Origin of the sequence: Glaciihabitans tibetensis, from assembly GCF_003003265.1 — a bacterium.
GTDB classification, from domain to species: Bacteria; Actinomycetota; Actinomycetes; order Actinomycetales; family Microbacteriaceae; genus Glaciihabitans; species Glaciihabitans tibetensis.
This window is the reverse complement of sequence record NZ_PVTL01000009.1, coordinates 134,884-160,526: the sequence shown is the minus strand read 5'-3', so window position 1 is coordinate 160,526 and position 25,643 is coordinate 134,884. Positions and strand designations below refer to the sequence as shown.

The 25,643-nt window shown below is 65.1% G+C and carries 26 protein-coding genes, 1 tRNA gene and 1 rRNA gene; 21 read left to right on the top strand and 7 right to left on the bottom strand.

Features of this window, described 5'->3' with window-relative positions:
- A 5S ribosomal RNA gene (gene rrf, locus B0I08_RS15730) occupies nt 1-88 on the top strand; the annotation flags it as partial.
- A 165-nt stretch (nt 89-253) separates the two neighbouring features.
- On the opposite strand, the gene B0I08_RS15725 is transcribed toward rrf, so the two are convergent.
- From B0I08_RS15725 to B0I08_RS15715, 3 genes are all read right to left on the bottom strand, one after another.
- The gene (locus B0I08_RS15725) at nt 254-730 is read right to left on the bottom strand and encodes a toxin-antitoxin system YwqK family antitoxin (protein WP_106214540.1); all 477 of its coding nucleotides are present in this window, start codon (nt 728-730) and stop codon (nt 254-256) included.
- 207 nt (nt 731-937) lie between these two features.
- Nucleotides 938-1,225, bottom strand: coding sequence for a DUF3995 domain-containing protein (locus B0I08_RS15720; protein WP_106214538.1), 288 nt, complete (start codon nt 1,223-1,225; stop codon nt 938-940).
- On the bottom strand, nt 1,222-2,874 hold the full coding sequence (locus B0I08_RS15715) for a PspC domain-containing protein (RefSeq protein WP_181243442.1): 1,653 nt from the start codon (nt 2,872-2,874) through the stop codon (nt 1,222-1,224). The genes B0I08_RS15720 and B0I08_RS15715 overlap by 4 nt, the downstream gene beginning before the upstream one ends.
- A 146-nt stretch (nt 2,875-3,020) precedes the next feature.
- On the opposite strand from B0I08_RS15715, the gene B0I08_RS15710 reads away from it, so the two are divergent.
- Together B0I08_RS15710 and B0I08_RS15705 are read left to right on the top strand one after the other, a co-directional pair.
- Nucleotides 3,021-4,265, top strand: coding sequence for an ATP-binding protein (locus tag B0I08_RS15710; RefSeq protein ID WP_181243441.1), 1,245 nt, complete (start codon nt 3,021-3,023; stop codon nt 4,263-4,265).
- Nucleotides 4,262-4,909 carry a LuxR C-terminal-related transcriptional regulator gene (locus B0I08_RS15705; RefSeq protein ID WP_106214532.1) on the top strand — a complete coding sequence of 216 codons (648 nt, stop codon included), beginning with the start codon at nt 4,262-4,264 and terminating at the stop codon, nt 4,907-4,909. The genes B0I08_RS15710 and B0I08_RS15705 overlap by 4 nt, the downstream gene beginning before the upstream one ends.
- Before the next feature lie 12 nt (nt 4,910-4,921).
- Here the strand turns inward: B0I08_RS15705 and B0I08_RS15700 are convergent, their stop codons facing one another.
- Entirely contained in the window at nt 4,922-6,151 is a 1,230-nt protein-coding gene (locus B0I08_RS15700; RefSeq protein WP_106214530.1) for a pyridoxal phosphate-dependent aminotransferase, read from the bottom strand.
- A gap of 165 nt (nt 6,152-6,316) precedes the next feature.
- Between B0I08_RS15700 and B0I08_RS15695 the strand changes: the two genes are divergently transcribed.
- The 6 genes from B0I08_RS15695 to B0I08_RS15670 all read left to right on the top strand — a co-directional run bounded on the left by B0I08_RS15695 (nt 6,317) and on the right by B0I08_RS15670 (nt 9,995).
- Nucleotides 6,317-6,389, top strand: a tRNA-Trp gene (locus B0I08_RS15695).
- Between the two features lie 98 nt (nt 6,390-6,487).
- Nucleotides 6,488-6,769 carry a preprotein translocase subunit SecE gene (gene secE, locus B0I08_RS15690; RefSeq protein ID WP_106214528.1) on the top strand — a complete coding sequence of 94 codons (282 nt, stop codon included), beginning with the start codon at nt 6,488-6,490 and terminating at the stop codon, nt 6,767-6,769.
- A 166-nt stretch (nt 6,770-6,935) separates the two neighbouring features.
- Nucleotides 6,936-7,943, top strand: coding sequence for a transcription termination/antitermination protein NusG (gene nusG, locus B0I08_RS15685; RefSeq protein WP_106214525.1), 1,008 nt, complete (start codon nt 6,936-6,938; stop codon nt 7,941-7,943).
- A 113-nt stretch (nt 7,944-8,056) separates the two neighbouring features.
- Nucleotides 8,057-8,488, top strand: coding sequence for a 50S ribosomal protein L11 (gene rplK / locus B0I08_RS15680; protein ID WP_106214523.1), 432 nt, complete (start codon nt 8,057-8,059; stop codon nt 8,486-8,488).
- A 125-nt stretch (nt 8,489-8,613) separates the two neighbouring features.
- On the top strand, nt 8,614-9,303 hold the full coding sequence (gene rplA / locus B0I08_RS15675) for a 50S ribosomal protein L1 (RefSeq protein WP_106214521.1): 690 nt from the start codon (nt 8,614-8,616) through the stop codon (nt 9,301-9,303).
- Between the two features lie 149 nt (nt 9,304-9,452).
- Nucleotides 9,453-9,995 carry a GNAT family N-acetyltransferase gene (locus B0I08_RS15670; RefSeq protein WP_106214519.1) on the top strand — a complete coding sequence of 181 codons (543 nt, stop codon included), beginning with the start codon at nt 9,453-9,455 and terminating at the stop codon, nt 9,993-9,995.
- 68 nt (nt 9,996-10,063) lie between these two features.
- On the opposite strand, the gene B0I08_RS15665 is transcribed toward B0I08_RS15670, so the two are convergent.
- Entirely contained in the window at nt 10,064-11,020 is a 957-nt protein-coding gene (locus B0I08_RS15665) for an NADP-dependent oxidoreductase (protein WP_106214576.1), read from the bottom strand.
- Nucleotides 11,021-11,153: 133 nt separating this feature from the next.
- Here B0I08_RS15665 and B0I08_RS15660 point away from each other — a divergent pair, with 133 nt between their 5' ends.
- The gene (locus B0I08_RS15660; RefSeq protein WP_245884851.1) at nt 11,154-11,846 is read left to right on the top strand and encodes a DUF998 domain-containing protein; all 693 of its coding nucleotides are present in this window, start codon (nt 11,154-11,156) and stop codon (nt 11,844-11,846) included.
- Nucleotides 11,847-11,865: 19 nt separating this feature from the next.
- Here B0I08_RS15660 and B0I08_RS15655 read toward each other — a convergent pair whose 3' ends face one another.
- Nucleotides 11,866-12,483 (bottom strand): YqaJ viral recombinase family protein, encoded by a 618-nt coding sequence (locus B0I08_RS15655; RefSeq protein WP_106214517.1) that lies wholly within the window; start codon nt 12,481-12,483, stop codon nt 11,866-11,868.
- A gap of 198 nt (nt 12,484-12,681) precedes the next feature.
- Between B0I08_RS15655 and B0I08_RS15650 the strand changes: the two genes are divergently transcribed.
- From B0I08_RS15650 to B0I08_RS15635, 4 genes are all read left to right on the top strand, one after another.
- Nucleotides 12,682-12,990, top strand: coding sequence for a hypothetical protein (locus B0I08_RS15650; RefSeq protein WP_106214515.1), 309 nt, complete (start codon nt 12,682-12,684; stop codon nt 12,988-12,990).
- A gap of 45 nt (nt 12,991-13,035) precedes the next feature.
- Nucleotides 13,036-13,797, top strand: a complete 762-nt coding sequence (locus B0I08_RS15645) for a response regulator transcription factor (RefSeq protein WP_106214513.1) — start codon at nt 13,036-13,038, stop codon at nt 13,795-13,797.
- Nucleotides 13,794-15,317, top strand: a complete 1,524-nt coding sequence (locus B0I08_RS15640; protein WP_245884850.1) for a sensor histidine kinase — start codon at nt 13,794-13,796, stop codon at nt 15,315-15,317. Before B0I08_RS15645 ends, B0I08_RS15640 begins: the two co-directional genes overlap by 4 nt.
- A 100-nt stretch (nt 15,318-15,417) precedes the next feature.
- The gene (locus B0I08_RS15635; protein ID WP_106214511.1) at nt 15,418-16,269 is read left to right on the top strand and encodes an NAD-dependent epimerase/dehydratase family protein; all 852 of its coding nucleotides are present in this window, start codon (nt 15,418-15,420) and stop codon (nt 16,267-16,269) included.
- Between the two features lie 10 nt (nt 16,270-16,279).
- Here B0I08_RS15635 and B0I08_RS15630 read toward each other — a convergent pair whose 3' ends face one another.
- On the bottom strand, nt 16,280-17,434 hold the full coding sequence (locus B0I08_RS15630) for a hypothetical protein (RefSeq protein ID WP_146134448.1): 1,155 nt from the start codon (nt 17,432-17,434) through the stop codon (nt 16,280-16,282).
- Nucleotides 17,435-17,820: 386 nt separating this feature from the next.
- Between B0I08_RS15630 and rplJ the strand changes: the two genes are divergently transcribed.
- The 7 genes from rplJ (at nt 17,821) to B0I08_RS15595 (ending at nt 25,590) form a co-directional block, all read left to right on the top strand.
- A complete protein-coding gene (rplJ, locus tag B0I08_RS15625) occupies nt 17,821-18,336 on the top strand; it encodes a 50S ribosomal protein L10 (protein WP_106214507.1) in 516 nt (171 codons plus the stop codon).
- Nucleotides 18,337-18,413: 77 nt separating this feature from the next.
- The gene (rplL, locus tag B0I08_RS15620) at nt 18,414-18,794 is read left to right on the top strand and encodes a 50S ribosomal protein L7/L12 (RefSeq protein ID WP_106214505.1); all 381 of its coding nucleotides are present in this window, start codon (nt 18,414-18,416) and stop codon (nt 18,792-18,794) included.
- A gap of 274 nt (nt 18,795-19,068) precedes the next feature.
- A complete protein-coding gene (locus B0I08_RS15615; protein ID WP_106214503.1) occupies nt 19,069-20,412 on the top strand; it encodes an ABC transporter substrate-binding protein in 1,344 nt (447 codons plus the stop codon).
- Nucleotides 20,413-20,544: 132 nt separating this feature from the next.
- Nucleotides 20,545-21,678 (top strand): carbohydrate ABC transporter permease, encoded by a 1,134-nt coding sequence (locus B0I08_RS15610; protein WP_106214501.1) that lies wholly within the window; start codon nt 20,545-20,547, stop codon nt 21,676-21,678.
- Nucleotides 21,675-22,646: a carbohydrate ABC transporter permease gene (locus B0I08_RS15605; protein WP_106214499.1), complete on the top strand. Its 972-nt coding sequence runs from the start codon at nt 21,675-21,677 to the stop codon at nt 22,644-22,646. Before B0I08_RS15610 ends, B0I08_RS15605 begins: the two co-directional genes overlap by 4 nt.
- 142 nt (nt 22,647-22,788) lie before the next feature.
- A complete protein-coding gene (locus tag B0I08_RS15600; protein ID WP_106214497.1) occupies nt 22,789-24,672 on the top strand; it encodes an ABC transporter ATP-binding protein in 1,884 nt (627 codons plus the stop codon).
- An 87-nt stretch (nt 24,673-24,759) separates the two neighbouring features.
- Entirely contained in the window at nt 24,760-25,590 is an 831-nt protein-coding gene (locus tag B0I08_RS15595; protein WP_106214495.1) for an SDR family NAD(P)-dependent oxidoreductase, read from the top strand.
- Nucleotides 25,591-25,643: the final 53 nt, after the last annotated feature.

Sequence of the window (25,643 nt, the reverse complement as noted above, 5' to 3'; positions counted from 1 at the left end):
CGGTTACATTCCGAACCCGGAAGCTAAGACTCTCTGCGCCGATGGTACTGCAGGGGGGACCCTGTGGGAGAGTAGGACACCGCCGGACTTACTTTAGTAATGGCCACCTTCGGGTGGCCATTACGCTTTAACACACAGTGATGGCCACCTTCGGGTGGCCATCACGCGTTAACGACCCATCTGGGCACGTATTGTCGCGACCGCATGGAGCGGGCTGCGAGAAGGGGCTGCCGGAGCGGGCCGTCTTGGCGTGCTACGGCAGCGGGGTTCGGAAGGTCTTGGTGCGGGTAACTGCGCCGTCCGGGTCGTAATGGGTCCATTCGCCGCTGCGTTTGCCGTTCGTCCAAGTGCCTTCGTCCATGAGGGCGCCGTTGGCGTGAAAGCGCCGCCACCGGCCGTGCTGCACCCCGTCAACGAAATCGCCCTCCTGCAGCTTCTCTCCGTTCTCGCGCCACCAGGTCCATGGCCCCTGGAACGTGTCAGCGTCGAGCTCCCCAACAGCCTTGAGCTGACCGCTGTGGTAGTAGTACGTCCACCGCCCGTGGCGTTTACCGCACGAATAGTTGCCCTCAGCTAGGGGCGCTCCGTCGTTGTAGGTCTCGGTTGCCGGCCCGTCGGGAATGTCTCGCGGCGGGAGCTGTGGGACGTGACGATTGGCCTGCGATCTCTGCGGTTTGCCCTGCGGGATCTGCGGGTCTTCCTGCGGCGGGGGGCTAACGTCGGTGCTCATGGTCCAACTCTGACGGGTGAGCGGCGACGGGACAAGGCGGCAGACGAACGCAGCGTCAACCCATGTTGGGGGCGTCGAACCGGTCGGCGCGCGTGCTGGAGCCCTCCCGCTCGAGTTCGAGCTTGAGCGGGAGGGCTCTGGGGCGGGAGCAGCGATGCTTCGGGCTCAGTCGGTGTGACCTTCGTGGTGAGCAGCGATGCTTCGGACTCAGTCGGTGTGACCTTCGTAGTGAGGCGCGGCGTCGTCGGCTGCCTTGCCGCTGCTGATGCGGGCCACGGCTCCGATGGCCCCGGCGAGAATGAGGAGACCGCCGAACCCGACGATAGCCCAGAGGATGAACCGCGGCGTGTAGATGGAGGCGTCGACAACGGTCGCCGCCGCCGCGATGGCGGCGACGAGCAGCAGGATGCCGCCCCAGACGATCGTGCCGGGACGCACCGGCAGCCGGGAGTCGGAGTCGGACTGCTTCGTGGGGATGTTGCCGTTGTCGGTCATTCGTTGGATCCTTCGGTTGGCTCAATCACGGTGATGGTGCCGGCGCCCAATTGCACTTCCACGTCGAGGGAACGCGCGCCGGTGTCCCACCCGACCGCGCCGGCGGGCAGGTACTCGGTAACGGAGCTGCTGAACAGAGTCTCTGTGTTGCCCCCGCTGGAGTCACGGCTCACAGTGCTGCCGGCTCCGACCTCGGTGGTCAGGCGCACAAACTCGTCCTCCGGCAGGATGACGGTCACGTCTGCGGCTCCCACGAGTAGGAGCAGCTGGTCGGTTTGCGCCGCGGCATCCGCCTCGCCTGAATTTTCGTAATAATCGGTGAGGTCGAAGGTGACGTCCCCCGCTCCGGCGACGTAGGTCTCGCGGTCGGTCCCCGCGGTGTTGGTCGGGGTGAAGTCGATATCGAAGCCGTAGCGGAACTGCGGCCCGTGGGGCGCGATGGCCGCGATGAGGAGCGCGGCAAGGAGGACGCTGGCGAACCCGGACGCTCCCCCGCTGCGCCTGCCCCGCACGCCATTGACCACGATGCCCAGCGCGAGCACCGCGAGTGCTGTGGCCATGCCCAACACAACGTCCTCGTAGGCGAGGGATGCTCCGGAGGTGAGGAGTGTGACGAGGGCGCCCGCCACGAGGGCGAGGCCGATCACCACGAACGAATAGAGCGGGTGTGAGCGGGTGCGGAGTCTCGCGGCGCGGTCGGCGTTGTACCGGGCGACTCGCTCCGCGCGAGCTCGGTCCTGTGCCGCACGGTTTGCGGCCTGCTTCTGGACGGCCTGCTGCTGCCGGAACGCGTCGTGCTGCTGCTTCCACTCGGCCTGGCGCTCCCGCCAGGCGGCGACGTCCTCCGGCGGGGCTCCGACGCCCGGGGGCGGCACGGTGAATGCCTGCGGGGGGACATCGGCGGAGAGCGGATGAGCCCCCGCGCCGAAGGGATCCGTCGGGAGCGGGGTGGTGGGAAAGGGCAGGGTCGGCGAGGACGTGTTGCCGTATGGCGCGGTGCCGGTCGCGGCGAAGGTTGTTGACGGTGCCGCGTTGGGATCCCCGGGTTTCGCTGCCGGCGGGGTGAATGGAACGGACGGCTGACCGGCTCGTCTGGCCAGCCACACCACAAACGCGATGACCAGCCCTACGGCCAGGAGAGTCCAGAACGCGCTGCCCAGAGTGTCGAGCCACCCGGGCGCGCCCCAGTAGTCGGGGCCGAAGAACCAGACGCCCTGGCCGAAGGGGAAGATCGCCAGGAGGAACACGACGCCGATCGCGATTACGGGCGCATCGAACTTGCCGCGGAATGCTTCCTCGAGGTGGATGCGGTCCTTGTAGTCGGGCAGCAGGAGCCACGCGGCCGCGTACAGCAGTAGGGCGGGCCCACCCAGCACGGCGATGACGACAACGATGCCGCGCACGATGAGCGGGTCGATTCCGAGCCGTGCCGCGATACCGGCACAGACGCCGCCGATCCAGCCGGGCTGGCGAGGAACGTCGAGCCCCCGAAGCCAGGCGAAGAACCGGTTTCCGGGTTGCTGGGGTGGTTCGGCACTCTCCGGTGCCGGGGGTGCCTCGGGTGCCGGGGGTGCCTGCGAAGCGGCCCCGAAGGGCGGGAGGGGCTGCGTGGGGTCGTTGTCGCCCGAGGGCGGGTTCTGCTGGGACATATCTCGATGATGGCTGGCGGGTGCCGATGGCCACCAGCGGGACATCCCCCATCAACCCCCTAATCAACCCTGAGAGCCACGGGCGGCGACCCTGATTTCGAACCATCGGGGCCGCGGCCCCGTCGTAACTCTGCTTGGATTCAAGAGTGAACACAGCTGCGCCCAGAGAAGTGCGGGTGCGCCCGCCCCTCGTGCGTGCGCGCCGATCGGTGCTGGGGGGCGTTTGCGCGGGGCTGGCGGTGCACCTCGGTTGGTCGGTGCGCAGGATTCGGCTTGTCACCGTGTTGCTGACCCTCTGTGGCGGCTCAGGGGCACTGTTCTATCTGTGGCTGTGGGCGCTGGTGCCGCTCGAAGCAGGCGACAAGGACGAACATCTCGTCATCTATCGCAAGCTCCCGGTCGCTGCGCTGCTGGTGATGGTTGGTGCCGTGGCCGCGATGGTGTCGTTCGGGGCGCTGGTCGAGGGCGACGAGTCGCTCACCACCCGGGCTCTGGTTGTGGTGATCCTCGCCTCTGGCGGAGCCGTGGCGTGGAGTCTCGGATTCGACGGGCCAGACCCGCACCGCACACCCCGGTACGCAACGACGGTGCGGATCGGTTCGGTGGCGCTGCTGCTTCTCGCCGGGAGCGTGACGTTGAGTGCCCGTCCGAACGCGATGAACGCGGTGCTGGGTGTGGTGATGGTGGTGTTCGGTGTCGGAGTGTTCGCCGCACCGCGGGTGGTGGCCCTGTGGAGTGACCTGATGGCCGAGCGCGCCGCCCGCGTGCGCCAGCAACAGCGCGCCGAAATCGCCGCGCACCTGCACGACTCGGTGCTGCAAACCCTGGCGCTCATCCAGAACCGGGCGGGCGCCTCCAGCGAGGTTGCGCGCATCGCTCGCGCGCAGGAGCGGGAGTTACGCAACTGGCTGTTTGCGGGGGACGAACCGGCCGGGCAGGATCTCGCCGCCGAGCTGCGCTCCGTTGCCGCCGCAATCGAACTCGACTATGCCGTTCGGATCGACGTTGTCGCCGCGGGAGAGAGTGTGGTTCGCTCCAGCGCCGCCCTGCTCGCCGCCGCACGCGAAGCCATGCTCAACGCGGCGCGTCATGCCGGGGGAGACGTATCGGTGTATCTGGAGTCTGGGCCCGACTCGATCGACGTCTTTATTCGCGACCGCGGACCGGGCGTCAACCTCGATGACCTCCCGGGTGACCGGCTCGGAATCCGGGAATCAATAATTGGGCGGATGATGCGTGCCGGCGGCACCGCGACCGTGCGACCGGTACGACGGCCCAGTGGTGCTTCGTCCGATCAAGGTTCCGGTTCGGGCTCGGGGTCCGCGAAGATTGACACCGAGCCCGTGCCCGTGGGTACCGAGGTTCATCTGCACCTGGAGGTAAGCGCATGACCACCGTTCTGATCGTTGACGACCACTCGATCTTCCGTTCCGGACTCCGCGCAGACCTCGACGCCGGCCTGACCGTGCTGGGAGAGGCCGCAACGGTTGACGAGGCGGTCGCTCTGGTCGACGCACTCCGACCCGAAGTCGTTCTCCTCGACGTGCATCTCCCCGGCGGATCGGGCGGCGGTGGAGCCGAAGTGCTGCGACGCAGCGCTGCCCTGCTCGAGCACGTGCGTTTTCTGGCGCTGAGCGTCTCGGACTCGGCAGAGGATGTCGTCGGAGTCATCCGCGCCGGAGCCCGTGGCTACATCACCAAGGGCAGCTCGGGAGCGGAAGTAAGCAACGCCGTTCTCGCGGTTGCCGGCGGCGACGCGGTCTTCTCGCCTCGCCTCGCGGGCTTTGTGCTGGATGCGTTTGGTGCGCTTGCGGGCGAACAGGCCGAATCCACCGAGGAACTCGACCGCCTGTCTGCCCGTGAACGTGAGGTGATGAGACTCATTGCCCGCGGGTACTCCTATAAAGAGGTAGCGGCAGAGCTTTACATCTCCATCAAAACGGTCGAGAGTCACGTCTCGGCGGTGCTGCGCAAGCTGCAGTTATCCTCGCGTCACGAGCTGACCGCCTGGGCCACCGCCCGCAAGCTGCTGTAGCTGACCCGCGGCTCAGGCGAACAGTCGTTGCAGCCGCTGTATCCCCTCGAGCAGTGGCGCATCGCCCAGCGCGTAGCTCAGTCGGAGGTAGCCGCTCGGGCCGAACGCTTCACCGGGGACCACCGCGACATCCGCCTGCTCGAGAATCAGGTCGGCTAGTTCGAGGGACGTGGTCGGAGTCACGCCGTGCCAGCTGCGACCCAGGAGTCCGGTGACGTCGGGGTAGACGTAGAAGGCCCCCTCGGGGACCGGGCATATCACGCCGTCGATCTTGTTGAGTTCCTCGACGATGAGCCGGCGACGGCGGTCAAAGGCCACGCGCATCTCTTCGACAGAGTCCTGGGACCCGGTCAGGGCGGTGATTGCGGCGCGCTGTGAGACGTTGGCAACGTTGGAGGACAGGTGCGATTGCAGGTTCGCCGCGCCCTTGATCACGTCGAGGGGGCCCACCATCCAGCCCACCCGCCACCCGGTCATCGCGTAGGTCTTCGCGACGCCGTTCACGAGGATCGTGCGGTCGGCGAGTTCGGGTACGGCCTCGACGATGGAGACGGCCCGTTGGCCGGCCGTGCCGACCGGCTCCGTAACCCCCGCATAGGTGAGGTTCTGGTAGATCTCATCGCTGATCACCCAGAGACCGTTCTCGAGCGCCCACTGTCCGATCAGGCGGGTCTCCTCGGCGGAGTAGACGGCACCGGTCGGGTTCGATGGCGAGACGAACAACAGAACCTTGGTGCGGGGGGTGCGGGCCGCTTCCAGCTGTTCGACCGTGACGAGGTAGCCCTGGTCGCTTCCCGCGAATACTTCGACCGGAACGCCGCCGGCCAGTTTGATGGCCTCCGGGTAGGTGGTCCAGTACGGCGCGGGCAGGATCACTTCGTCGCCGTCGTCGAGCAGGGCCGCGAACGACTGGTACACCGCCTGCTTGCCGCCGTTGGTCACGATGATCTGGTTGATGCCGACCTCAAGGCCGCTGTCGCGCAGCGTCTTCACCGCGATGGCTTCGCGCAACTCGGGAAGACCGACGGCAGGCGTGTAGCGGTGGTTTTTTGGATCGTGGGTTGCGGATGCCGCGGCCTCCACGATGTGGTCGGGGGTAGCGAAATCGGGCTCTCCCGCCGCGTAGCTGATCACCGGACGCCCGGCGGCCTGCAGAGCCTTTGCCTTGCCGTCGACCTTCAGGGTCGCGGATTCAGCGATTGCGCCAATGCGCTTGGACAGACGGGAAACTTGGTTGGCCACGAGACCATCTTAAAGAGGAATTGGGGCGCGTCACCACTGCGTGCCGGAGGCGAAGCTGCTCGATGGCCCGGGATGCCGTACACTCGTTGAGGTAGTTGAAATCTGCCAATCTTTTTTGTGCCCGGAAGCGGGCATTTTGGGAGCGGTGAAGGTTTCAATTTGCTTAGGGTGGTGGCTCAATTGGTAGAGCAGCGGTCTCCAAAACCGCAGGTTGCAGGTTCGAGTCCTGTCCGCCCTGCGATGTGATCTCAGAGCGCAAGAGCGTGAGAGAGCAGCAGCTTCATTACACGGTGGCGTTATTGCACGGTGGCTTGACTGACACGGAAGGTAGTGAGTGTGGCTAGGAAAGTGATCGACGAACCCAGTGAGGATGTCGTCGCGAACGCTCGAAAGGAACGCGCCGAAAAGCGTAGCCCCTTCGCGCGCCTGGTCATCTTCATCCGCCAGGTGATGGGCGAACTGCGCAAGGTCGTGACGCCTACCCGCAAAGAACTCCTGAGCTACACGGGTGTTGTGCTGGTCTTCGTTGTCGTCATGATGGTGTTGGTTTCTGTCCTCGATCTCGCCTTCGGTAACCTCGTCGGCTGGGTATTCGGCGACGGGCCATTGATCGGCTAGACCGGTTGCCGCGCACTACGGTTGCCGCGAACAACAGCGTTCCTCGCCTACCGGGCGGAGGCGGACAAGGCTTGTACCGCAAGCTTTGACCGTGGGGAATTGCGGTTACACAGAACTTCACTGGGCGTACGCCCTGATTCGCACCAAAGAAATGGAATGAGATCCCGTGTCTGAGTCTGACCGCCAGGATATCGACCTCGCTACGGCTGCCGAGCAGTCGTCCGAAGATGATGAAGCCCAGGAGGGAAGCCCCCTGGCCGCCGAAGAGAACTCCGTCGACGCCGCCGAGCACGAAGCAATTCACATTGTGAACGACGACGAAGAGGGTGACCTCGCCGGACTCCTCGACGACCTCGATGCCGCCATTGACCCGGAAGCCGACGCCATCGTGGACGACGCGCTCGAGGTTGACTCGCTCGATGAGGCAGACGCTTCGGTCGCTGCGACCGACGACGAAGCCGACATCGAGGCAGAAGAAGAGGCGAGCGAAGAGCCGCCCGTCACGCCCTACGACGGACCCGAACTGGGCGACGACGAAGACGCAGAGCCGGTCGAAGTTGACCCCTACGAGGCTTTCCGCGCCGAGCTGCGCACCAAGCCCGGCAAGTGGTACGTCATCCACTCCTACGCCGGGTTCGAAAAGCGCGTCAAGCAGAACATCGAGAACCGTCGAGTTTCGATGGCCATGGAGGACTACGTCTTCCAGGTCGAGGTTCCGATGGAGGACGTCGTCGAGATCAAGAATGGCCAGCGCAAGCTCGTCAATCGCGTTCGTATCCCCGGCTACGTGCTCGTGCTGATGGACCTCAACGAGGACAGCTGGTCTGTGGTTCGCCACACCCCCGGTGTGACCGGGTTCGTGGGCAACTCGCACAACCCGACTCCGCTGCGTTTCGAGGAAGCTTTCTCGATGCTCAAGTCGCTGGTTCAGATCGTCGAAGCGCCCGTCAGCAAGACCGGTGGCGGCAAGGGCAAGACGCCCGTGCGTGTTATCCCCGCCGAGGTCGACTTCGAGGTCGGCGAGACGATCACCATCAAGGAAGGCTCGTTTGCTGGCCTTCCGGGTTCGATCAGCGAGATCAAGCCGGAGAGCGGCAAGCTCACCGTGCTCGTGTCACTGTTCGAGCGCGAGACCCCGGTCGAGCTCAGCTTCGACCAGGTCACCAAGCTTTAGTTTCCGCTCGCGCGGAGGCTATCAACTAGCCACCGTGGCCCGGAATCGCCGGGTCAACGGGAGAGTGCGCCGAGGTTTCTCGACACACTCGACACCTAAAAGAAGGAAGTAACATGGCACCGAAGAAGAAGGTCACAGGTCTGATTAAGCTTCAGATCAAGGCCGGCGCCGCCAACCCCGCACCGCCCATCGGGCCGGCACTGGGCCAGCACGGCGTCAACATCATGGAGTTCTGCAAGGCATACAACGCGGCCACCGAGGCCCAGCGTGGAAACGTCATCCCCGTAGAGATCACCGTCTACGAGGACCGCACGTTCACGTTCATCCTCAAGACCCCTCCGGCAGCCGAGCTCATCAAGAAGGCAGCCGGAGTCGCCAAGGGTTCGCCCACGCCGCACACCGTCAAGGTTGCCAAGCTCAGCCGCGCCGACCTGCGTTCGATCGCCGAGGTCAAGCAGGCCGACCTCAACGCGAACGACATCGAGGCCGCCGAGAAGATCATCGCCGGCACCGCGCGTTCCATGGGAATCACGGTCGAGGCGTAGGCTCCGCCTACCTTTCGGCAATTCCCCACTTACAGACAATCGAACCGCGGCGTCCATCGCCTCCGGTTCACAGCGGGAGAGCCAGCCAGGCTCACACCTACCGCGACTCAATTCAGGAGATACACATGGCACAGAAATCCAAGGCCTACCGGGCTGCCACCGAGAAGATCGAAGAGGGCAAGGTTTACACCCCCTCCGAGGCCGTCTCGATCGCCCGCGAGACCGGTTCCAAGAAGTTCAACTCGACCGTTGAGGTTGCCCTCAAGCTGGGTGTCGACCCCCGCAAGGCTGACCAGATGGTCCGCGGCACCGTGATTCTTCCCCACGGCACCGGCAAGACCGCCCGCGTCATCGTCTTCGCGACGGGCCCCGCGGCTGAGGCAGCTCTCGCTGCCGGAGCCGACGAGGTCGGTGGCGACGAGCTCATCGAGAAGGTGGCCGCTGGCTACACCTCCTTCGACGCAGCGGTGTCGACCCCCGAGCTCATGGGTAAGGTCGGCCGTTTGGGTAAGGTGCTTGGCCCCCGTGGCCTCATGCCGAACCCGAAGACCGGAACCGTCACCCCCGACACGGCCAAGGCCGTTTCGGAGATCAAGGGTGGAAAGATCGAGTTCCGCGTCGACAAGCACTCCAACGTGCACTTTGTTGTGGGCAAGTCCGGCTTCACGCAGGAGCAGCTTGCCGAGAACATCAAGACGGCCATCGACGAGATCGTTCGCGTCAAGCCGTCCAGCTCGAAGGGCCGCTACATCACCAAGGGCACCGTCTCGACCACGTTCGGTCCGGGCATCCCCCTCGACATCAACGTTTTCTAATTCGCAGTCTCTCGCGGTGGAACTGGATTCCCAGCCAGCTAGGTTCCTAGCCAGCTAGATCTCTGGTCGCCCGGGAGCGATCGTGTAGTTTCACAGAAGGGCCCGCCTCGGCGGGTCCTTCTGTGGTTTCCCCTCGCGGAAGGTTTCTCATGCCCGTCTCTACCCGCATCGCGACACCGGCCGACGCAGCGCTGCTCAACGCCCTGGCCGCTGCAACGTTCGGCCTGGCCTGCCCACCCGGCACGACCGCCGAGAGTGTCGCGGAGTTTGTGGCCACCCACCTTTCGGCGGAGCATTTCGTCGGCTACCTTGCCGATCCGTTGCGCGAGCTGATTGTGGTGGAGCGGGATGCCACGCCCGCCGGTTACAGCATGTTGGTCTACTCCGACTCCACAGACCCCGACGTGGTCCAGTCACTCACGGCGCGGCCGAGCGCGGAGCTCAGCAAGCTGTACGTGCTGGAAGGGCACCATGGGGCGGGGGTTGGCGCGGCGCTTATGGAGGCCTCGGTGACCGCGGCCGAACAACGCGGATTCGCCGGCGTGTGGCTTGGGGTCAACCAGCTCAACGAGCGTGCCAACCGCTTCTACGAACGGCAGCAGTTTCGCATCGTGGGCGAAAAGAAGTTTGCGCTCGGTGACAGCCTCGAGGAGGACTGGGTGCGCGAGCGCATCATCCGCCTCACGCCCTGAAAATACTTGGCACTCGTTGTCGAAAGCCCCCGGGCCCTCGAAGTCCGGGAACCAAGAAGTCCCGGGCCCTAGAAGTCCGCGACCCTCAGAACGACCTTGCCCCGGGTGTGTCCGCCCTCGACCGCGCGGTGCGCGTCTGCCGTGTCGGCGAGATCGAATACCTCGTTTACGTGGATCCGCAGGTCGCCTGACGCCACCAGGCGAGAGATAACCGCGAGAGTTGAGCCGTCGGGGGCGACCTTGTACGAGGTTGCGCGCACGCCCGCCGCGGCGGCATCCTCGAGGAACGTGGGCCAGCTGCCCGAGGGCGCGTTGATGATGAGTCCGCCGGGACGCAGCACCTTCAGCGACCGCGTTCCGGTGTTGTCCGCGACGTTGCCGATCAGGTCGATGACCACGTCGACGGCGGCGAGCCCGTCTTCAAACCGCGCGGCGGTGTAGTCGATCACCTCGTGCGCCCCCAGTTCGCGCAGCCAGGTCTGGTTGCCTGCGGAGCCGGTGGTGATGACGTAGGCGCCGAAGTAGCGCGCGAACTGCACGGCGAAATGGCCGACGCCGCCCGCACCGGCGTGGATCAGGATGCGCTGGCCCTCGTGCGCCTTGGCGACCTCGACGACCATTCCCCAGGCCGTCAGCGCCGCGAGCGGGATGCCGGCCGCCTCGAGGTGGGACACCGAGCGCGGCTTTTTGGCGATGCTCAGGCTCGGTACCGTGACGTACTCGGCGTAGCTGCCCGCGACCCGGGGCACCATCACCATGCCGTAGACCTCGTCGCCCGGCTTGATGCTGTGCGCCTCGTAGGGAGACTCGACCACAACGCCACTGAAATCGTTGCCGAGAATGGCGGGATACTGCGTGATCTCGCCGGAGACCCCGCGGCCGGCCCGCGTTTTGACGTCGATGGGGTTCACCCCCGCCGCCATCACCTTCACGAGAAATTCGGCGTTCACCCTCACGGGCCGGGGCACATCCGCCAGCTCGAGCACCTCGGGCCCACCGGTTTGTGCCATTGTGATGGCTCGCATCGTTGTCATGTTCGGCCTCCTGCCCTGTGTACCCAGTAAACGGGGTGAATGAGTCCGTGTTGTTTCAGAGAGGTCACCTCGAGGCAAACTATCTCGCACCTCCGCCACGGGGGCGCGCCGCTACTATGGCGCAATGACATCGCGGCCAGAACCCTCCGGCGTGCTGCTGGCCGATTGGTTCGCTGTACGCCGCCCCATGGTGGATGCCGCGGCCGCAGCCACCGGCAGCATTCTCGTTGTGGTGGCCCTCACCCTGATCTGGAGTGCGCGGTTGTCGGTGCGTCGCAACCTCTACGTCAGCGAGTTGGGCGCGACCGGGGAGCCCACCGCCGATGTCTTTCGCTTCGCCCTGCTGCTCGTCGTCGTGGGCGGCAGCCTCGTTGCGTTCTCGACCCGACTGGTGCGCTCCGACTCGCGGTACCTCCGGGCGTGGTCGCCGGCCATCTCACTCTGGGTAGCGAGCGGGTTTTTTCTGGTGGCGTCACAGGTGACGTGCACGAGTGGATGCCCCGTGCCCTACGGACCGCAGTTCACCTGGCAGGACCTGATCCACATCATCTGCGCCGTGTTGGCCTTCGCCGCCGCGTGCTGGGCGATGCTCCAGGTCTCGTTCACTCGCCACCGGCGGCTTTTGGCCACTTTCTCCCGGCTCTGCGGCGGGGCGGTCGCGGTGGTAGCGGCCACGGGTGGGTTGTTGTCGCTTGCCAATACGGCGACCGGGTTCGGCAGCCAGCTCGAGTTGGTCGCGACAACAATCGCGATCCTCTGGCTTGCGGTCTACGGCGCGCTCGAGGCGCTCGGCCACCTCAGGTCAGCGGCGGCCTGAGCTGCTTGGCCACCTCAGGTCAGCGGCGGCCTGAGCTGATGGTCTCCAGTAGCCGGTTCGCGAGCCCCACCAGCACGTGAATTTCGTTGTCGTCGCGCTCGATCCAGCGACAGACCGGGTCGCCGTTCACAGGGACGAAGTCGCTGTGCTGTTCCCACACCAGCAACGTGCGATCCGCTCCGAGCACGTACTGCTGCCACCAGATCTGCCGCAGGTACGAGCGGGGCACACTCTTCCACAGGCGTGAGGTGGTTTTGATCTCCGACAGCACCACCGTCGTGCCGCGCGCGGTCACGCCGTCGGGGGTCGCGAGATGGAGCGGTTCACCGTGGGCGTGAAACAGGGTCGTGCTCGGGGCGATCCCGTGAGTCTCTTGCACCCAGCGGGCAATTTCCGGTTCCCGTGCGCGCCCGTGGTCCGTATAGGCGTTGCCGCCGAACCCGGTGCCGTTCAGCTTCTCGTACGCGACGGCTGCGACTGCGCGTGCGCTCGAGAGACGTGCAACATCGGTGGCGGTGACGCCCTGGCTCCGGGCGCGGAGCCAGGCGACGCGATTCTCGGAGCTGGCAACGATGCGCTGGGTGTGGTCCGGGGCGGGCTCGTCCCACAACGAAAGCGTGGGCTGCACAAAGGACATTCCCCTATTGTCCTCTCTTCTTCGCGCCGTACGCGGCAGGCCACGGCGAAAATCGTGTACCCCTCACACTGGGGGTAGGTCCCCCTATTGACCGACATTTCTTGTACCCGTTACTGTCGGTAATTAGGGGGACAGGACGTGCTGTCCCATCCGGGTCCGGCGCGACGCGAATGAGTTGACTGCCGTAGAGGGGGATCAATGTACCGTCGCGCTGTAGTGCTCACCGTGATTGCCGTTTTGGGCGGAATCGGTGGCGCGGGCTTGTCGACGTCGGCGCTGGCCTCCGAGCCCGCCACCGCCCACGTGGTGCACGAAGAGAGCACGACCGAACCGATCGCGATCGCGAAGGGATCCGGCACGGAGGCCCCCCGGGAGCAAGTGGCCGAGACCGCGAAGACCCCGGGTGAACCCGTCATTCTGGTCTCCGGACTGGCCGTATTGCTCGCCGCTATCTTGATGGTGGTCCGCTCAGGTAGTTCACGGCCTGCGAGCGACGACCAGCGCTGAACATCGTTCACAGCTGCGTCATAGGAAGTTCCCAATAATGGGACTATGACGAATTCCCCCTCCGGCTCGCTCCACTCGTCCGCTGCGGCCCAGCCCCAGGTTCGACGAGCCGACGGCAGCCCAATTCGCGCCGTCGTTGTGGACGACGAGGACGCCCTCACCGACCTGCTCTCGATGGCGCTGCGCTACGAGGGTTGGGACGTGCGCCTGGCCTCCGATGGCCAGAAGGCGCTCACCGTCGTTCGCGAATTCCGGCCGGACGTCATCATCCTCGACATCATGCTTCCGGACATCGACGGCCTTCAGGTGCTGTCCCGCCTCCGGGCCGACGGCAACCAGACGCCGATTCTTTTTCTCACCGCCAAGGACTCGCTCGACGATCGCATCGCCGGCCTCACCGTGGGCGGTGACGACTACGTCACCAAGCCATTCAGCCTGGAGGAGCTCGTCGCTCGCCTGCGTGCCCTGATCCGTCGTTCCGGCCTGACCACCGAAGACACCAGCGACTCGTACATCGTCGTCGGCGACCTCGAGCTCGACGAAGACAGCTACGAAGTGCGGCGCGGCGGCGAGCTCATCGAGCTCACCGCCACCGAATTTGAACTGCTCCGCTACCTCATGCGCAATCCGCGTCGCGTGCTGAGCAAAATGCAGATTCTCGATCGCGTCTGGAGCTACGACTTCGGGGGAAAATCCAGCGTCGTGGAGATCTACATCTCCTACCTCCGCAAGAAAATTGACTTCGGACGCCCCGCCATGATTCACACCGTCCGCGGCGTCGGATACGTGTTGAAGCCCACCCGATGACCGCCACTACCCCCGCTGTTCACGAGGACGTGAGCCGGGAAGGGTGGATGTCGCGAGGCCTGCGACTTTCCCGCAGGAAGTGGACACTGCGCCGCCTCCTCGTTGTCAGCATCGTCGCACTCGTCGCGCTGGTCAGCTTCGGCATCAGCGCGGCGAGCATTGTCGGGCTCAACAGTTATCTGGAGCGGCGGGTCGACGCCCAGCTCATTTCCGCTGCCGGCAGGTCGTCCGCCGGTGTTGGCGGGCCGGACTTCGGCTTTGTGGCGAGTGCGGAAAAATACCTGAGCACGCCCGGACTGCCCGTCGGCACTGTTGCGGCCATCGTGGAAGATGACAGCATCGTCAAAGCCGGGATGATCGCCCGCGAAGCGGGCGCGTCTTCGCAGGTCCTCACCGCTGACCAGAAAGAGGCTTTGCTGTCGGTCGGCATCGGCGACGGAGCCCAGACGATCAGCCTCGGCTCGGATCTCGGCACCTATCGCGCGGTCGCGTTCAGCGGGGAGTTCGGTGACCGCGTTGTGCTGGCGATTTCGCTAAGCGATGTCCAGGCCACCATCTCGCAGTTCCGCAGCGTGCTGATCCTGATCTCGGTCCTGGGGGTGCTCGCGGCCGCTCTCGCCAGCGCTTTTATCGTCTCGCTCGCCCTGCGTCCTCTTCGCCGCGTCGCGGCTACCGCCACCCAGGTCGCCTCCCTGCCCCTCGACCGGGGCGAGGTCTCTCTGATGGTGCGGGTTCCCGAGGAAGACACCGATCCCCGCACCGAGGTCGGCCAGGTTGGCGCCGCCTTCAACGGAATGCTCGGCCACGTCGACGCGGCACTCCGCGCCCGCCAGGCCAGCGAAAACAAGGTGCGCCAATTTGTCGCGGATGCCAGTCACGAATTGCGGACCCCGCTCGCTTCCATCCGTGGCTACGCGGAGCTGACCCGGCGTGGTGGTCACGACCTTCCCGCGGATGTCACCCACTCGATGTCGAGGGTCGAATCGGAGGCGGTGCGCATGACCTCGCTGGTGGAGGACCTGCTGCTGCTGGCACGGCTCGATGAGGGACGTGAACTGGAGAAGCGTCCGGTCGATGTCACTCGACTGCTGGTGAACTGCATCAGCGACGCGTACGCGGCGGGCCCGGAGCACAACTGGGATCTCGACGCACCGGAGCAGAGCGTTTCGATCCTCGGAGACGAGCAGCGCATGCATCAGGTTTTTGCGAACCTGCTGACCAATGCCCGAGTGCACACGCCCGAGGGCACCAACGTAACGGTGACGCTCGCGGTCGAAGGTGCTACCGCAGTGATAACCGTTGCCGATAACGGCCCCGGCATTGCCCCAGCCGTGCAGCCGGTGCTGTTCGAACGCTTTGCTCGCGCCGATTCATCCCGCTCGCGCATCGCCGGCAGCACCGGGCTCGGGCTGTCGATCGTTCGGGCCGTCGTTGAAGCGCACGGGGGAGTGGTGTCGGTGACGAGCGAGCCCGGCGCGACCGCATTCCGCCTCGAGTTTCCCGCGATGCTGACCCCGTAGACGGTAGTCCGGCCCGGGGAACACACTGGGAGCGGGCTCGGCGCAGTCTGGGTGTGCCAAACTTATTTTCTGGCAACTTTCGTCGCGTAATGGAGCGTTCATGAAAATCGCAGTGACCGGTGGCAGCGGCAAACTCGGGCGAGCGGTCGTGCACCGCCTTGAGCGCGAAGGCCACGCCGTACTAACTCTCGATTCGGTGGGCAGCCGCGGGGACTCGTTCACGCGGGTCGATCTCACTGACTACGGCCAAACGGTCGATGCTCTCTGCTCGGTGGACAACCGCCACAGCGGACTCGACGCCGTGGTGCACCTCGCGGCGATCCCGGCCGGCGGATTGTCGCCTGATTCCGCGACCTTCGCCAACAACATGCTCGCCACCTTCAACGTGTTCCAAGGATCACGGCGGGCAGGGATCAAGCGCATCGTGTACGCCTCGAGCGAGACGCTACTGGGGATCCCGTTCGATACGCCCCCGCCGTACCTGCCGGTCGACGAGGACTATCCGTCCCGACCGGAGTCGATGTACGCGGTCGTGAAGCACCTCGAAGAAGAACTGGCGCAGAAGTTCGTACGCTGGGATCCTGAGCTCAGCATCACCGCGCTGCGATTCTCCAACGTGCTCGACGTTGCGGATTACCGCCAGGTTCCCGGCTATCAGGACGATCCCACCCTCCGGCAGTGGAATCTCTGGGGCTACATCGATACCCGCGACGGAGCGCAGGCGGTGCAGCGCGCGCTCGCGGCGAACCTTCCCGGATTCGACACGTTCATCATCGCGGCCGCAGACACCCTCATGAGCCAGCCCAGCGCCAGCCTTGCCGCGACGGCGTTTCCCGATGTGGAATTCAAGCACGAAGTGGCGGGTACTGACACTCTCCTGTCGATAGCGAAGGCCCGCCGGGTGCTCGGCTACGAACCGGAGCATTCCTGGCGCGACTCGATTTCGCTCTGAAGACTGGCGGCTAGCCGACGCGGGTGAGTTGGGTGAACGACATCCGCGTGTTGTCGCCGTTTATGCAGGTCTGGTACAGCAGGTCGGAGCCGTGCGGCACGTCGCCGATGCGGTTGGTGTGTTTGTTGAGGATGGCCACGATGGGGCCGACCACGTAGGTGCCGCTCAGCGCGCCCGACAGCTGCACGAGTGCGCCCTCGGACTTCGGAAAACTCTTGCCGCCGCACGACCAGTGTTCGCCGATTACGGGGATGCCGAAAGACGGAGTCATGTTGACCGATCCGCGGCAGGCGTCAAGTTCCACCTGGAATCCCGTGGTCCAGACGTACTCGGAGTAGGCGGCGGGCACGGCCGGAGCAGGGGCGGGTGCGCTTGCCTCAGCCGCTGATGCTGAAGCGGGTGCACCAGAATCCGGCGCGGCAGTCTGGTTGCCGGCGGCCCGGGCGGCTCGGGCTGCGGCCTCTTTTGCTGCGAGTTCCTCCGCCGCGGCCGCCGCAGCCACCTCCGCGGCAATTTGTTGCGCGAGCGCCGCTGCTGCCGCCTCGGCCGCAGCCTGTGCTGCCGCCGCCTCCGCGGCGATCCGGTCTTGCTCGACCTGCCACGCCGATACTGCCGTTGCCACCTCGGAAGTCGATGACACCAGCGCTCGCCGGACGGCCGCCACCCGGGCGGGGTCGGGTCGCACGAGCCGGTCCAACACCATCGTCTGTTCACGGATGGCCCGCACCGAGAGGGTGCTGCTCGCTGGCTGCTGTTCGGTTCGTGCGACCTCGGCACGCAGGTCGCTCAGAAGCGAATCGGCCGAGGCGAGCGCGGCTCGGAGCCAGGCGCGAGGACCCTCGCCCAGCACGCGATCGGTGCTGCCGTCCAAGGTGGACTGAGCGGCCGCCTTGGTCGCCGCGATCGACTGGACGATGGATGTCGCGGCCGCGACCCTCTGGCCGAGTGCGTTCACCGCCGCGGAGTACTCGGCCGTAGCCACCGCGGACGAGTACTCGGCTCGCACGAGCTGCTGCCCGCCGAGGACTGGGCCGGTAGCGAGTGCCAGCGCGAGCCCCGCAGCCACCGCAAGGCGCGGCGTGCGAGGTGCTCGGGAGGCACGCGCATTCGTCCCGCGGGCTGAGAGCTTGCGGGCGGGGGCAGAAGGATCGGGCGAACGACGCATCGAGACCACGTTCGCTCTCGTCGCGGCACGTGTCAGGGGGCGCCGGAGCGGTACCGATCGGTCCTGCGGTGTCAGTGCGGATTACCGCTGCCGCGGATCTGACCGCAGCGATTTGCGTTGCGGGCGTGGCATCCCGTAGTCTGATCGCAGCCAAAGACCGCTGGTCTCTGCCCTGCCTGAAAAGGTGCGGCAGACGAAGGTGTTCCGGTTCGAAAGAACTGTGATTCCGACCCGCGCAGGTGTGTGTAGTAGAAATGCTCCGGTTTACTTCATTGTTGCCGAGGGATTTGAGCTCCGTGCGCTTGCGCCGGAGCTTTTTTTATTGCCCGCATTTAGGTGGGGCTTCAGCGGCACCGGCTAGAGAACATCAACTAATTAGGAGTGCCATGGCGAACAAGGAAGCGTCGGTCGCCGAGCTTACGGACAAGTTCCGTACCTCGAATGCCGTTTTGCTAACCGAGTACCGCGGTCTCACCGTCGCGCAGTTGAAGACGCTGCGTAAGACGATCAGTGAGCACGCAACGTACGCCGTGGTGAAGAACACGCTCACCAAGATTGCGGCCAATGAGGCAGGAATCAGCTCGTTTGACGACGAACTGGTCGGCCCGTCCGCCATCGCTTTTGTTCACGGCGACCCCGTCGTTGTGGCCAAGGCTCTGCGTGACTTTGCCAAGGCAAACCCTCTGCTGGTCGTGAAGAACGGTTACTTTGACGGTAACCCTCTCACCGCCGACGAGGTCAAGAAGCTCGCCGACCTCGAAAGCCGGGAGGTGCTGCTGGGCAAGCTTGCCGGCGCATTCAAGGCTTCGCTGTTCGGTGCGGCGTACCTGTTCAACGCCCCGCTGTCCAAGGCCGTTCGCACGGTCGAGGCGCTGCGCGAGAAGCAGGAATCTGCGTCCTAACCTAGGGCGTTTTACAGGACTCTCGGCTGCCGCGATCACGCGGTGACTGAGTTAAGCACTACGAAAGAGAGAACATCATGGCAAAGCTTTCAAATGACGAGCTCATCGAAGCATTCAAGGAGCTCACGCTCATCGAGCTCAGCGACTTCGTAAAGAAGTTCGAAGAGGTCTTCGAGGTCACCGCTGCTGCTCCCGTCGCCGCTGCCGGTGCCGCTGCTGCTGCTCCCGTCGAAGAGGTCGAAGAGAAGACCGCGTTCGACGTCTTCCTTGAGTCCATCGGCGACAAGAAGATCCAGGTCATCAAGGAGGTTCGCGCCCTTACCGGTCTCGGACTCGGCGAGGCCAAGGCTGTTGTTGACGGCGCCCCCGGAATTGTGCTCGAGGGTGCAACCAAGGAAGCCGCCGAGAAGGCAAAGGCTCAGCTCGAAGAAGCTGGCGCCACCGTTACCCTCAAGTAATTCAGGCCCCGCGAGGGGTTTTACTTGCAGTAGCACCGCCTGGGCACCACCCCCGTTTTCGGGGGTCGGTGCCCTCGCGTGTTTAACCGGCCGGGTCACGTTTGGTAACGGTCAATGTCAAGCGCTTGCATCGCCGGCAACCCGTACCGTACATTGAAGCCGCGGTCTGGTTGTCGATTCGTCGTCAACTTTGTCGCCGCGATGCGTTGCCCCTGCACCAATCACATTCCGCGCAGCCAGCCTGCGCACGCAAGCCTCAACGAGGAGGAGTTGTATGAGATCCATCCTGCACCGTCGAATCACGGTCCCCGTGGCCATTCTGGCTACGGTAGGCCTCGCGCTCACCGGATGTTCGTCCGGGGGTGGGGGCGGAAGCGCAGACTCTGGCCCCGGTGACGCCGGAGAGGCCGATGGCGTCGTCACCATGTACGGCACGATCATCGATACAGAAGAAGAACTCCTCAACGAGTCCTGGGCAGCCTGGGAAGAGGAAAGCGGCATCGACATCCAGTACGAGTCGAGCAAGGAGTTCGAGGCGCAAATCACCATCCGCGCCCAGGGTGGCAACGCCCCGGACCTCGCGATCTTCCCGCAGCCGGGTCTGCTCGGTGACCTCGCCTCGCGCGACTACATCCAGCCCGCCCCCGAGGGCGTTGCGGACAACGTCGGCGAATACTGGACGGACGACTGGGCGGCCTACGCCACCACAGATGACACCCTGTTCGGCGCTCCGCTGATGGCGAGCGTCAAGGGATACGTCTGGTATCACCCGGCCGACTTCGCCGAGTGGGGCGTCGAGGTTCCCGAGACCTGGGACGAGCTGCTCGAGCTGACCGCAACCATCCAGGAGACGACGGGGGTAGCCCCGTGGTGTGCGGGCTTTGACTCCGACGCCGCCTCCGGCTGGCCGGGCACCGACTGGGTAGAGGACCTCGTTCTCCGCCAGGCCGGACCCGAGGTCTACGACCAGTGGGTCAACCACGAGATTCCGTTCGACGACCCGGCCATCGCGGAAGCGTTTGACTCCGTCGGAGAGATCCTGCTGAACCCGGACTACGTCAACGCTGGCTACGGCGGGGTTGAGTCGATCAACTCCAACACGTTCCAGGACGTGGCTCGCGTCATCGGCGATGGCACCTGTGCCCTTCACCACCAGGCCTCGTTCTACGACGGCTTCCTGACCGACCCCACCAACGGCAACACCAGCGTGGGACCGGAGGAGGATGTCTGGGCGTTCCTGCTCCCCCCGGTCGAGGCTGACTCGGGCCAGGCGGTCACCGGTGGTGGCGAGATCGTCGCCGCGTTCTCGAACGACGAGGACACCATCGCCGTGCAGGAGTACCTCTCCAGCCCGGAGTGGGCCAACAGCCGCGTCGCGCTGGGTGGTGTGATCAGCGCCAACAACGGCCTTGACCCCTCCAACGCCAGCAGCCCGGTGTTGCAGGACGCGATCGGCATCCTTACGGATGAGAACACCACGTTCCGCTTCGACGCCTCGGACCTGATGCCCGGTGTGGTCGGATCCGGGTCGTTCTTCACGGGGATCGTGGACTGGATCAACGGCAAGGCGACGGAGGACGTGTTGTCCACCATCGAATCGTCGTGGCCCTCTGAATAGCAGGTAGCACCTCCCGCCGGGAGCCGCGCCCATCGCGCGGCTCCCGGCATCACCGCTGCTGCCCTGTCGCAGCAGTAGGTTTCGCGCATACAATCCCTCCAAGAGTCCAGAGCCGTACTCGAAAGGTCCGCAATGTCAGATTTTTTCGCGTGGATATCCACGCTGCCGCCGCTGGCGCAGATACCCCTCGTGGTGCTGGCCTTCGGGATAGTGGTGGCGCTGTTGATCTTTTTCCTGGAGATCGCACCCCGCACCGGCCAGAAGTACACGATCATCCGCATGGCCGTCTGTGTTCTGGCGCCGGCGCTGGTGTTCCTCGCACTGGGCTCGGTGATCTGGGCCGCCATCGTCGCTGGTGCGCTCGGACTTCTCTTCTTCTGGCTCGACTTCCGTTCCCGGCAGGGCGCGGGCTACCTCTTCCAGCTCGTCGGGTTCTTGGCTCCCGCCCTCGCGCTTCTGGCGATCGGGCTCATTTACCCGTCGATCCAGACGACGGTGCAAGCTTTTATGAACAGCCGCGGCAATAGGTTCGTGGGGTTGGAAAACTTCGTCTGGATCTTCACCCAGGACACCGGCATCCGCACCGTCCTCAACACCATCGTGTGGGTGCTCATCGCCCCCGTCGTGTCGACCGCCTTCGGTCTCGCGTACGCGGTGTTCATTGACAAGTCCCGGGGCGAGAAATTCTTCAAGGTGCTGGTGTTTATGCCGGTCGCCATCTCCTTCGTCGGGGCCAGCATCATCTGGCGATTCGTGTACACCGCGCGTCCCGAGGGCCAGGACCAGATCGGCCTGCTCAACCAGATTGTCGTCTGGCTGGGCGGCAGCCCGGTGGACTTCCTCTCAGTCGCTCCGTGGAACACCCTGTTTCTCATCATCGTGTTGATCTGGGTGCAAACCGGATTTGCCATGGTGTTGCTCTCCGCGGCTATCAAGGGCGTCCCCGCCGAGCAGCTCGAGGCCGCGCAACTCGACGGAACCAACGGATGGCAGCGCTTCATCAACGTGACCGTGCCCGGCATTCGCAGTTCGCTCGTGGTGGTCCTGACGACCATCTCGATCGCTTCGCTGAAGGTATTCGACATCGTGCGCACCATGACCGCCGGTGCCAACGAGACCAGCGTCATCGCCAACGAAATGTATAGCCAGTGGCAGGGCTTCGAGACGGGCCGGTCGGCCGCCTTCGCGGTCGTGCTCTTCCTGCTCGTCACACCGATCATCGTGTACAACGCACGCCAGCTTGCAAAGCAGAGGGAAATCCGATGAGTGCTGTAATTCCGGCAAACCTTCCCGTCGACGAAGCGACGGAGGAGCAGCTTGGCCGCGGCGAGAAGGTGATGGAGGCCACCAGGCGCACCAAGAAACGTCTCACCAGCCGCGGCGCGACGATCGCGGCTCTCATCATCGCGATCATCTGGATGACCCCGACCCTCGGAATATTCGTCTCCTCGTTCCGCCCCGCTGAGGAGGTGCGGCGCACCGGCTGGTGGACCATCCTGCAGAACCCCGGTTTTACGATGGATAACTACGTCGAAGTGCTCCAGGCGGGCAACAGCACGCTCAACCTGGCCAACGCGATGATCAACTCCATCGCGATCACCATTCCGGCCACAGTGATTCCGATGGCGCTCGCCGCCCTCGCGGCCTATGCCCTCGCGTGGATCGACTTCCGCGGACGCAACATTCTCTTCGTCAGCATCTTCGCGCTGCAGATCGTGCCGATCCAGATGGCGCTCGTGCCCCTGCTGAGCCTGTTCTCTCGCGGACTGACCATCGGCGATGTGGAGCTGTTCGCTGGGCTGGACGCGTCAGGGTCGTACACCCAGGTGTGGATCGCCCACTCGATCTTCGCGTTGCCTCTGGCGATCTTCCTGCTGCACAACTTCATCTCGGAGATCCCGGGTGAGCTGATTGAAGCGGCGCGCGTCGACGGCGCTGGGCACGGCCAGATCTTCTTCCGCATCGTTCTCCCGCTGATCGTCCCTGCGATCGCGGCATTCGCGATCTTCCAGTTCATCTGGGTGTGGAACGACCTGCTCGTCGCGCTGGTATTTGCTGACGGCGCGGTGGCGCCGGTTACCAAGCTCCTCGCAGAGCTCAGCGGAAACCGCGGCCAGGACTGGCACCTCCTCACGGCGGGCGCGTTCATCTCCATCGTGATTCCGCTGATCGTGTTCATCTCGCTCCAGCGCTACTTCGTCAGGGGCCTGCTGGCCGGGGCGAGCAAGGGCTAACTGAACCGGGACCAGCGGCCGAACAGGGCAGCGGCTCACCGACTTCCTCGTCACCAAAGTACCCGCCGACACGCCCACCGCTCTGCTGAGAGCGAAGCGTGCGGCGGGCACTGCGACCGAGGGGTGACAATAAAGGGTGAGTATGAAGGCTGGCCCTCCGAAGGCCCCAGGGGGCGGAGCGGGGCACCCCGGCCGAGTCAGTGGTCGTGACTTCGAAGCGCAGCGTGTTGCTAACGCGGATGCGCCCGCGGTTCCGCATTTGCTTGGTCGTATCGGCGGTCTTTTCCGCCCGTACCGCGGCAAGCTGGCCGTCACGATCGTGCTGGTGCTGATCAGCGCGGGACTCGGAGTGCTGCCCCCACTTCTGACTAAGGACGCATTCGACCTCGGGCTGTTCCCGCCGTCGGGAACTCCCAACGTTCCGGTGCTGCTCAAGCTTGTCGCTGCCATGGTGCTGTTGTGGGTGGTTTCGGCTCTTCTCGGCGTGTGGCAGACCTACCTCACCGCTACCGTCGGCAACCAGGTCATGGGCTCACTGCGCACCCGACTGTTCGGTCACCTGCAGGCGATGGAACTGGCGTTCTTCACCAGAACGAAGACCGGAGTCATCCAGTCCCGCCTGCAAAACGACGTCGGCGGCGTCGCTGACGTGCTGAGCAACACGATCTCGAGCGTGATCGGCAACACGGTGACGGTGATTGCTGCGTTCATTTCCATGCTCATCCTCAGCTGGCAGATGACGATTATTGCTGTCATCCTGCTGCCGGTGCTGGCCCTCGCGCAGCGCCGGGTCGGGCAGGTGCGCGCGCGCATTGCCACCAAAACGCAGGAATCGTTGAGCGAGATGACCTCGATCACGCAGGAAGCGTTGAGCGTCAGCGGCATCCTGCTCGCAAAAAGCTTCAACCAGCAACCCGCCGAGACCGCCCGCTACGCGCGCGAGAACGAGAACCAGATCGGCCTGCAGGTGCGCCAGCAGATGAGCGGCCAGTGGTTCTTCGCGATGGTGGGCATTTTCCTCTCGGTCATTCCCGCGGTCATCTACGTGGCGGCGGCGTGGCTGATCCTGCGCGATGTCGCGATCACCGCGGGTACGCTCGTTGCATTCACGACCGTGCAGGCGCGGCTGACATTTCCGCTGATGGGGCTGCTGCGTGTGGTTCTTGACCTGCAGACCTCCCAGGCCCTGTTCGCGCGCATCTTTGAGTACCTCGATCTTCACCCCGCCATCACCGATCCCGTGCAGACTCACGCGATGGACCGCGAGCAGCTCGGCCGGGTTGCGTTTGAGGATGTCGAGTTCCGCTACCCCGACGCCGGGCCAGAATCGCCGGCAACACTGAAGTCGGTGTCGTTCAGTATCGAGCCGGGGCAGTACGCGGCGTTCGTCGGCCCGTCGGGTGCGGGGAAAACGACCGTGTCCTACCTGATTCCGCGGTTCCACGATGTCGCGAACGGACGTGTGCTGTTCGCGGGGACCGACGTACGTGAGCTCGCGCAGGACGACCTCGTGCGGCATATCGGAATCGTCAGCCAGGAGACGTACCTGTTCCACGCGTCTATCGGTGACAACCTCCGCTACGCCCGGCCGGATGCGACGGACGCGCAACTCGAGCAGGCCGCGCGAGCCGCGAACATCCACGCCACGATCGCGTCGTTCCCCGATGGTTACGACACCATCGTCGGGGAGCGCGGCTACCGTCTGAGCGGAGGCGAAAATCAGCGCATTGCGATCGCCCGGGTGCTCCTGAAGGACCCCGCGGTGTTGATCCTCGACGAAGCGACGAGCGCGCTGGACTCGGTCTCCGAGCGGGTGGTGCAGGACGCGCTCGACACCGCGGCGCACGGACGCACCACCATCGCGATCGCCCACCGGCTCTCCACCGTCATCAACGCGGACGTGATCTTCGTGGTGGACGACGGGCGCGTGGTGGAGCGCGGAACCCACACCGAGCTCGTCGCCGCGGACGGACTCTATGCCGCCCTGGTCGCCGAACAGTCCCGGTCAGCGACCGCCGCCTCGTAAGGCCACAGTGGCCTCGTAAGCTTGACGAGCCCGGGGTGCGGACTGGGTGCTCTTCGCGGCCCGCACTACCGACCGAGAGAAGACCCCGTGAGCAACCGAACCATCGTGATTACCGGCGCAAGTGACGGGATCGGTGCCGCCGCCGCGCGTGCGCTGAGCGCTGCGGGCGACCGCGTCGTGGTCGTGGGGCGCTCGCCGGAGAAGACCCAGGCGGTCGCGACCGAGCTCGGAGCGGACTGGCTCGTGGCGGACTTCGCCCGGCTGGACGACGTGCGCACCCTCGCGGGCGATCTGCTCGAACGGTATCCCCGGATCGACGTGCTCGCGAACAACGCCGGGGGAATCATGGGCGACCGAGCCGTCACCGAAGACGGGCACGAACGCACCTTCCAGATCAATCACCTTGCGCCTTTTCTCCTCACGACGCTGCTGCGCGAGCGCCTTGCGGAGGGCAATGCCACGGTGATCAACACCTCGAGCGTCGCGAACCGTCTCTACGGTCGGCTCGATCTCGACGACCTCGACGCCGAATCGAAATACTCGCCCAACCTCGCCTACGGCAACGCAAAGCTGGCCAACATCCTCTTCACCAAGGAACTCGACCGGCGTTACGGCGCGGACGGGATCTCAACCGCGGCGTTCCACCCCGGCGTCGTCGCAACCAGTTTCTCGGCTGGCTCCACAAGCATGCTGCGGCACGTTTACCAGGGAGTGCTTGGTCGCTTTCTGCTGTCGCCCGACAAGGGCGCGGACACACTGGTGTGGCTCGCGACGACCACGCCGGGCTCCGATTGGGAGCGCGGCGGGTACTACGCCAAGCGCAAGCTCGCGAAGATGAACCCGCAGGCGAGTGACGCGGCGCTGGCTGCGCAGCTGTGGGATCGCAGCGCCGAGATGGTCGGGGTCGTGCCGGCCTGACGCCGCGGCCGCACCCGGTGGGGCGTCGCCGCGGGTCGAGCAACCGCAACCCG

Bases quoted from the DNA above. Each gene is read 5' to 3' on its own strand.
- B0I08_RS15645 (WP_106214513.1), top strand. From the start codon at position 13,036: ATGACGAATTCCCCCTCCGGCTCGCTCCACTCGTCCGCTGCGGCCCAG.
- B0I08_RS15665 (WP_106214576.1), bottom strand. From the start codon at position 11,020: ATGCGAGCCATCACAATGGCACAAACCGGTGGGCCCGAGGTGCTCGAG.
- B0I08_RS15600 (WP_106214497.1), top strand. From the start codon at position 22,789: ATGAAGGCTGGCCCTCCGAAGGCCCCAGGGGGCGGAGCGGGGCACCCC.
- B0I08_RS15670 (WP_106214519.1), top strand. From the start codon at position 9,453: ATGCCCGTCTCTACCCGCATCGCGACACCGGCCGACGCAGCGCTGCTC.
- B0I08_RS15655 (WP_106214517.1), bottom strand. From the start codon at position 12,483: ATGTCCTTTGTGCAGCCCACGCTTTCGTTGTGGGACGAGCCCGCCCCG.
- B0I08_RS15640 (WP_245884850.1), top strand. From the start codon at position 13,794: ATGACCGCCACTACCCCCGCTGTTCACGAGGACGTGAGCCGGGAAGGG.
- B0I08_RS15615 (WP_106214503.1), top strand. From the start codon at position 19,069: ATGAGATCCATCCTGCACCGTCGAATCACGGTCCCCGTGGCCATTCTG.
- B0I08_RS15635 (WP_106214511.1), top strand. From the start codon at position 15,418: ATGAAAATCGCAGTGACCGGTGGCAGCGGCAAACTCGGGCGAGCGGTC.
- rplA (WP_106214521.1), top strand. From the start codon at position 8,614: ATGGCACAGAAATCCAAGGCCTACCGGGCTGCCACCGAGAAGATCGAA.
- rplK (WP_106214523.1), top strand. From the start codon at position 8,057: ATGGCACCGAAGAAGAAGGTCACAGGTCTGATTAAGCTTCAGATCAAG.
- B0I08_RS15725 (WP_106214540.1), bottom strand. From the start codon at position 730: ATGAGCACCGACGTTAGCCCCCCGCCGCAGGAAGACCCGCAGATCCCG.
- B0I08_RS15605 (WP_106214499.1), top strand. From the start codon at position 21,675: ATGAGTGCTGTAATTCCGGCAAACCTTCCCGTCGACGAAGCGACGGAG.
- B0I08_RS15715 (WP_181243442.1), bottom strand. From the start codon at position 2,874: ATGTCCCAGCAGAACCCGCCCTCGGGCGACAACGACCCCACGCAGCCC.
- B0I08_RS15705 (WP_106214532.1), top strand. From the start codon at position 4,262: ATGACCACCGTTCTGATCGTTGACGACCACTCGATCTTCCGTTCCGGA.
- B0I08_RS15660 (WP_245884851.1), top strand. From the start codon at position 11,154: ATGACATCGCGGCCAGAACCCTCCGGCGTGCTGCTGGCCGATTGGTTC.
- B0I08_RS15610 (WP_106214501.1), top strand. From the start codon at position 20,545: ATGTCAGATTTTTTCGCGTGGATATCCACGCTGCCGCCGCTGGCGCAG.
- rplJ (WP_106214507.1), top strand. From the start codon at position 17,821: ATGGCGAACAAGGAAGCGTCGGTCGCCGAGCTTACGGACAAGTTCCGT.
- B0I08_RS15630 (WP_146134448.1), bottom strand. From the start codon at position 17,434: ATGCGTCGTTCGCCCGATCCTTCTGCCCCCGCCCGCAAGCTCTCAGCC.
- rplL (WP_106214505.1), top strand. From the start codon at position 18,414: ATGGCAAAGCTTTCAAATGACGAGCTCATCGAAGCATTCAAGGAGCTC.
- B0I08_RS15720 (WP_106214538.1), bottom strand. From the start codon at position 1,225: ATGACCGACAACGGCAACATCCCCACGAAGCAGTCCGACTCCGACTCC.
- B0I08_RS15650 (WP_106214515.1), top strand. From the start codon at position 12,682: ATGTACCGTCGCGCTGTAGTGCTCACCGTGATTGCCGTTTTGGGCGGA.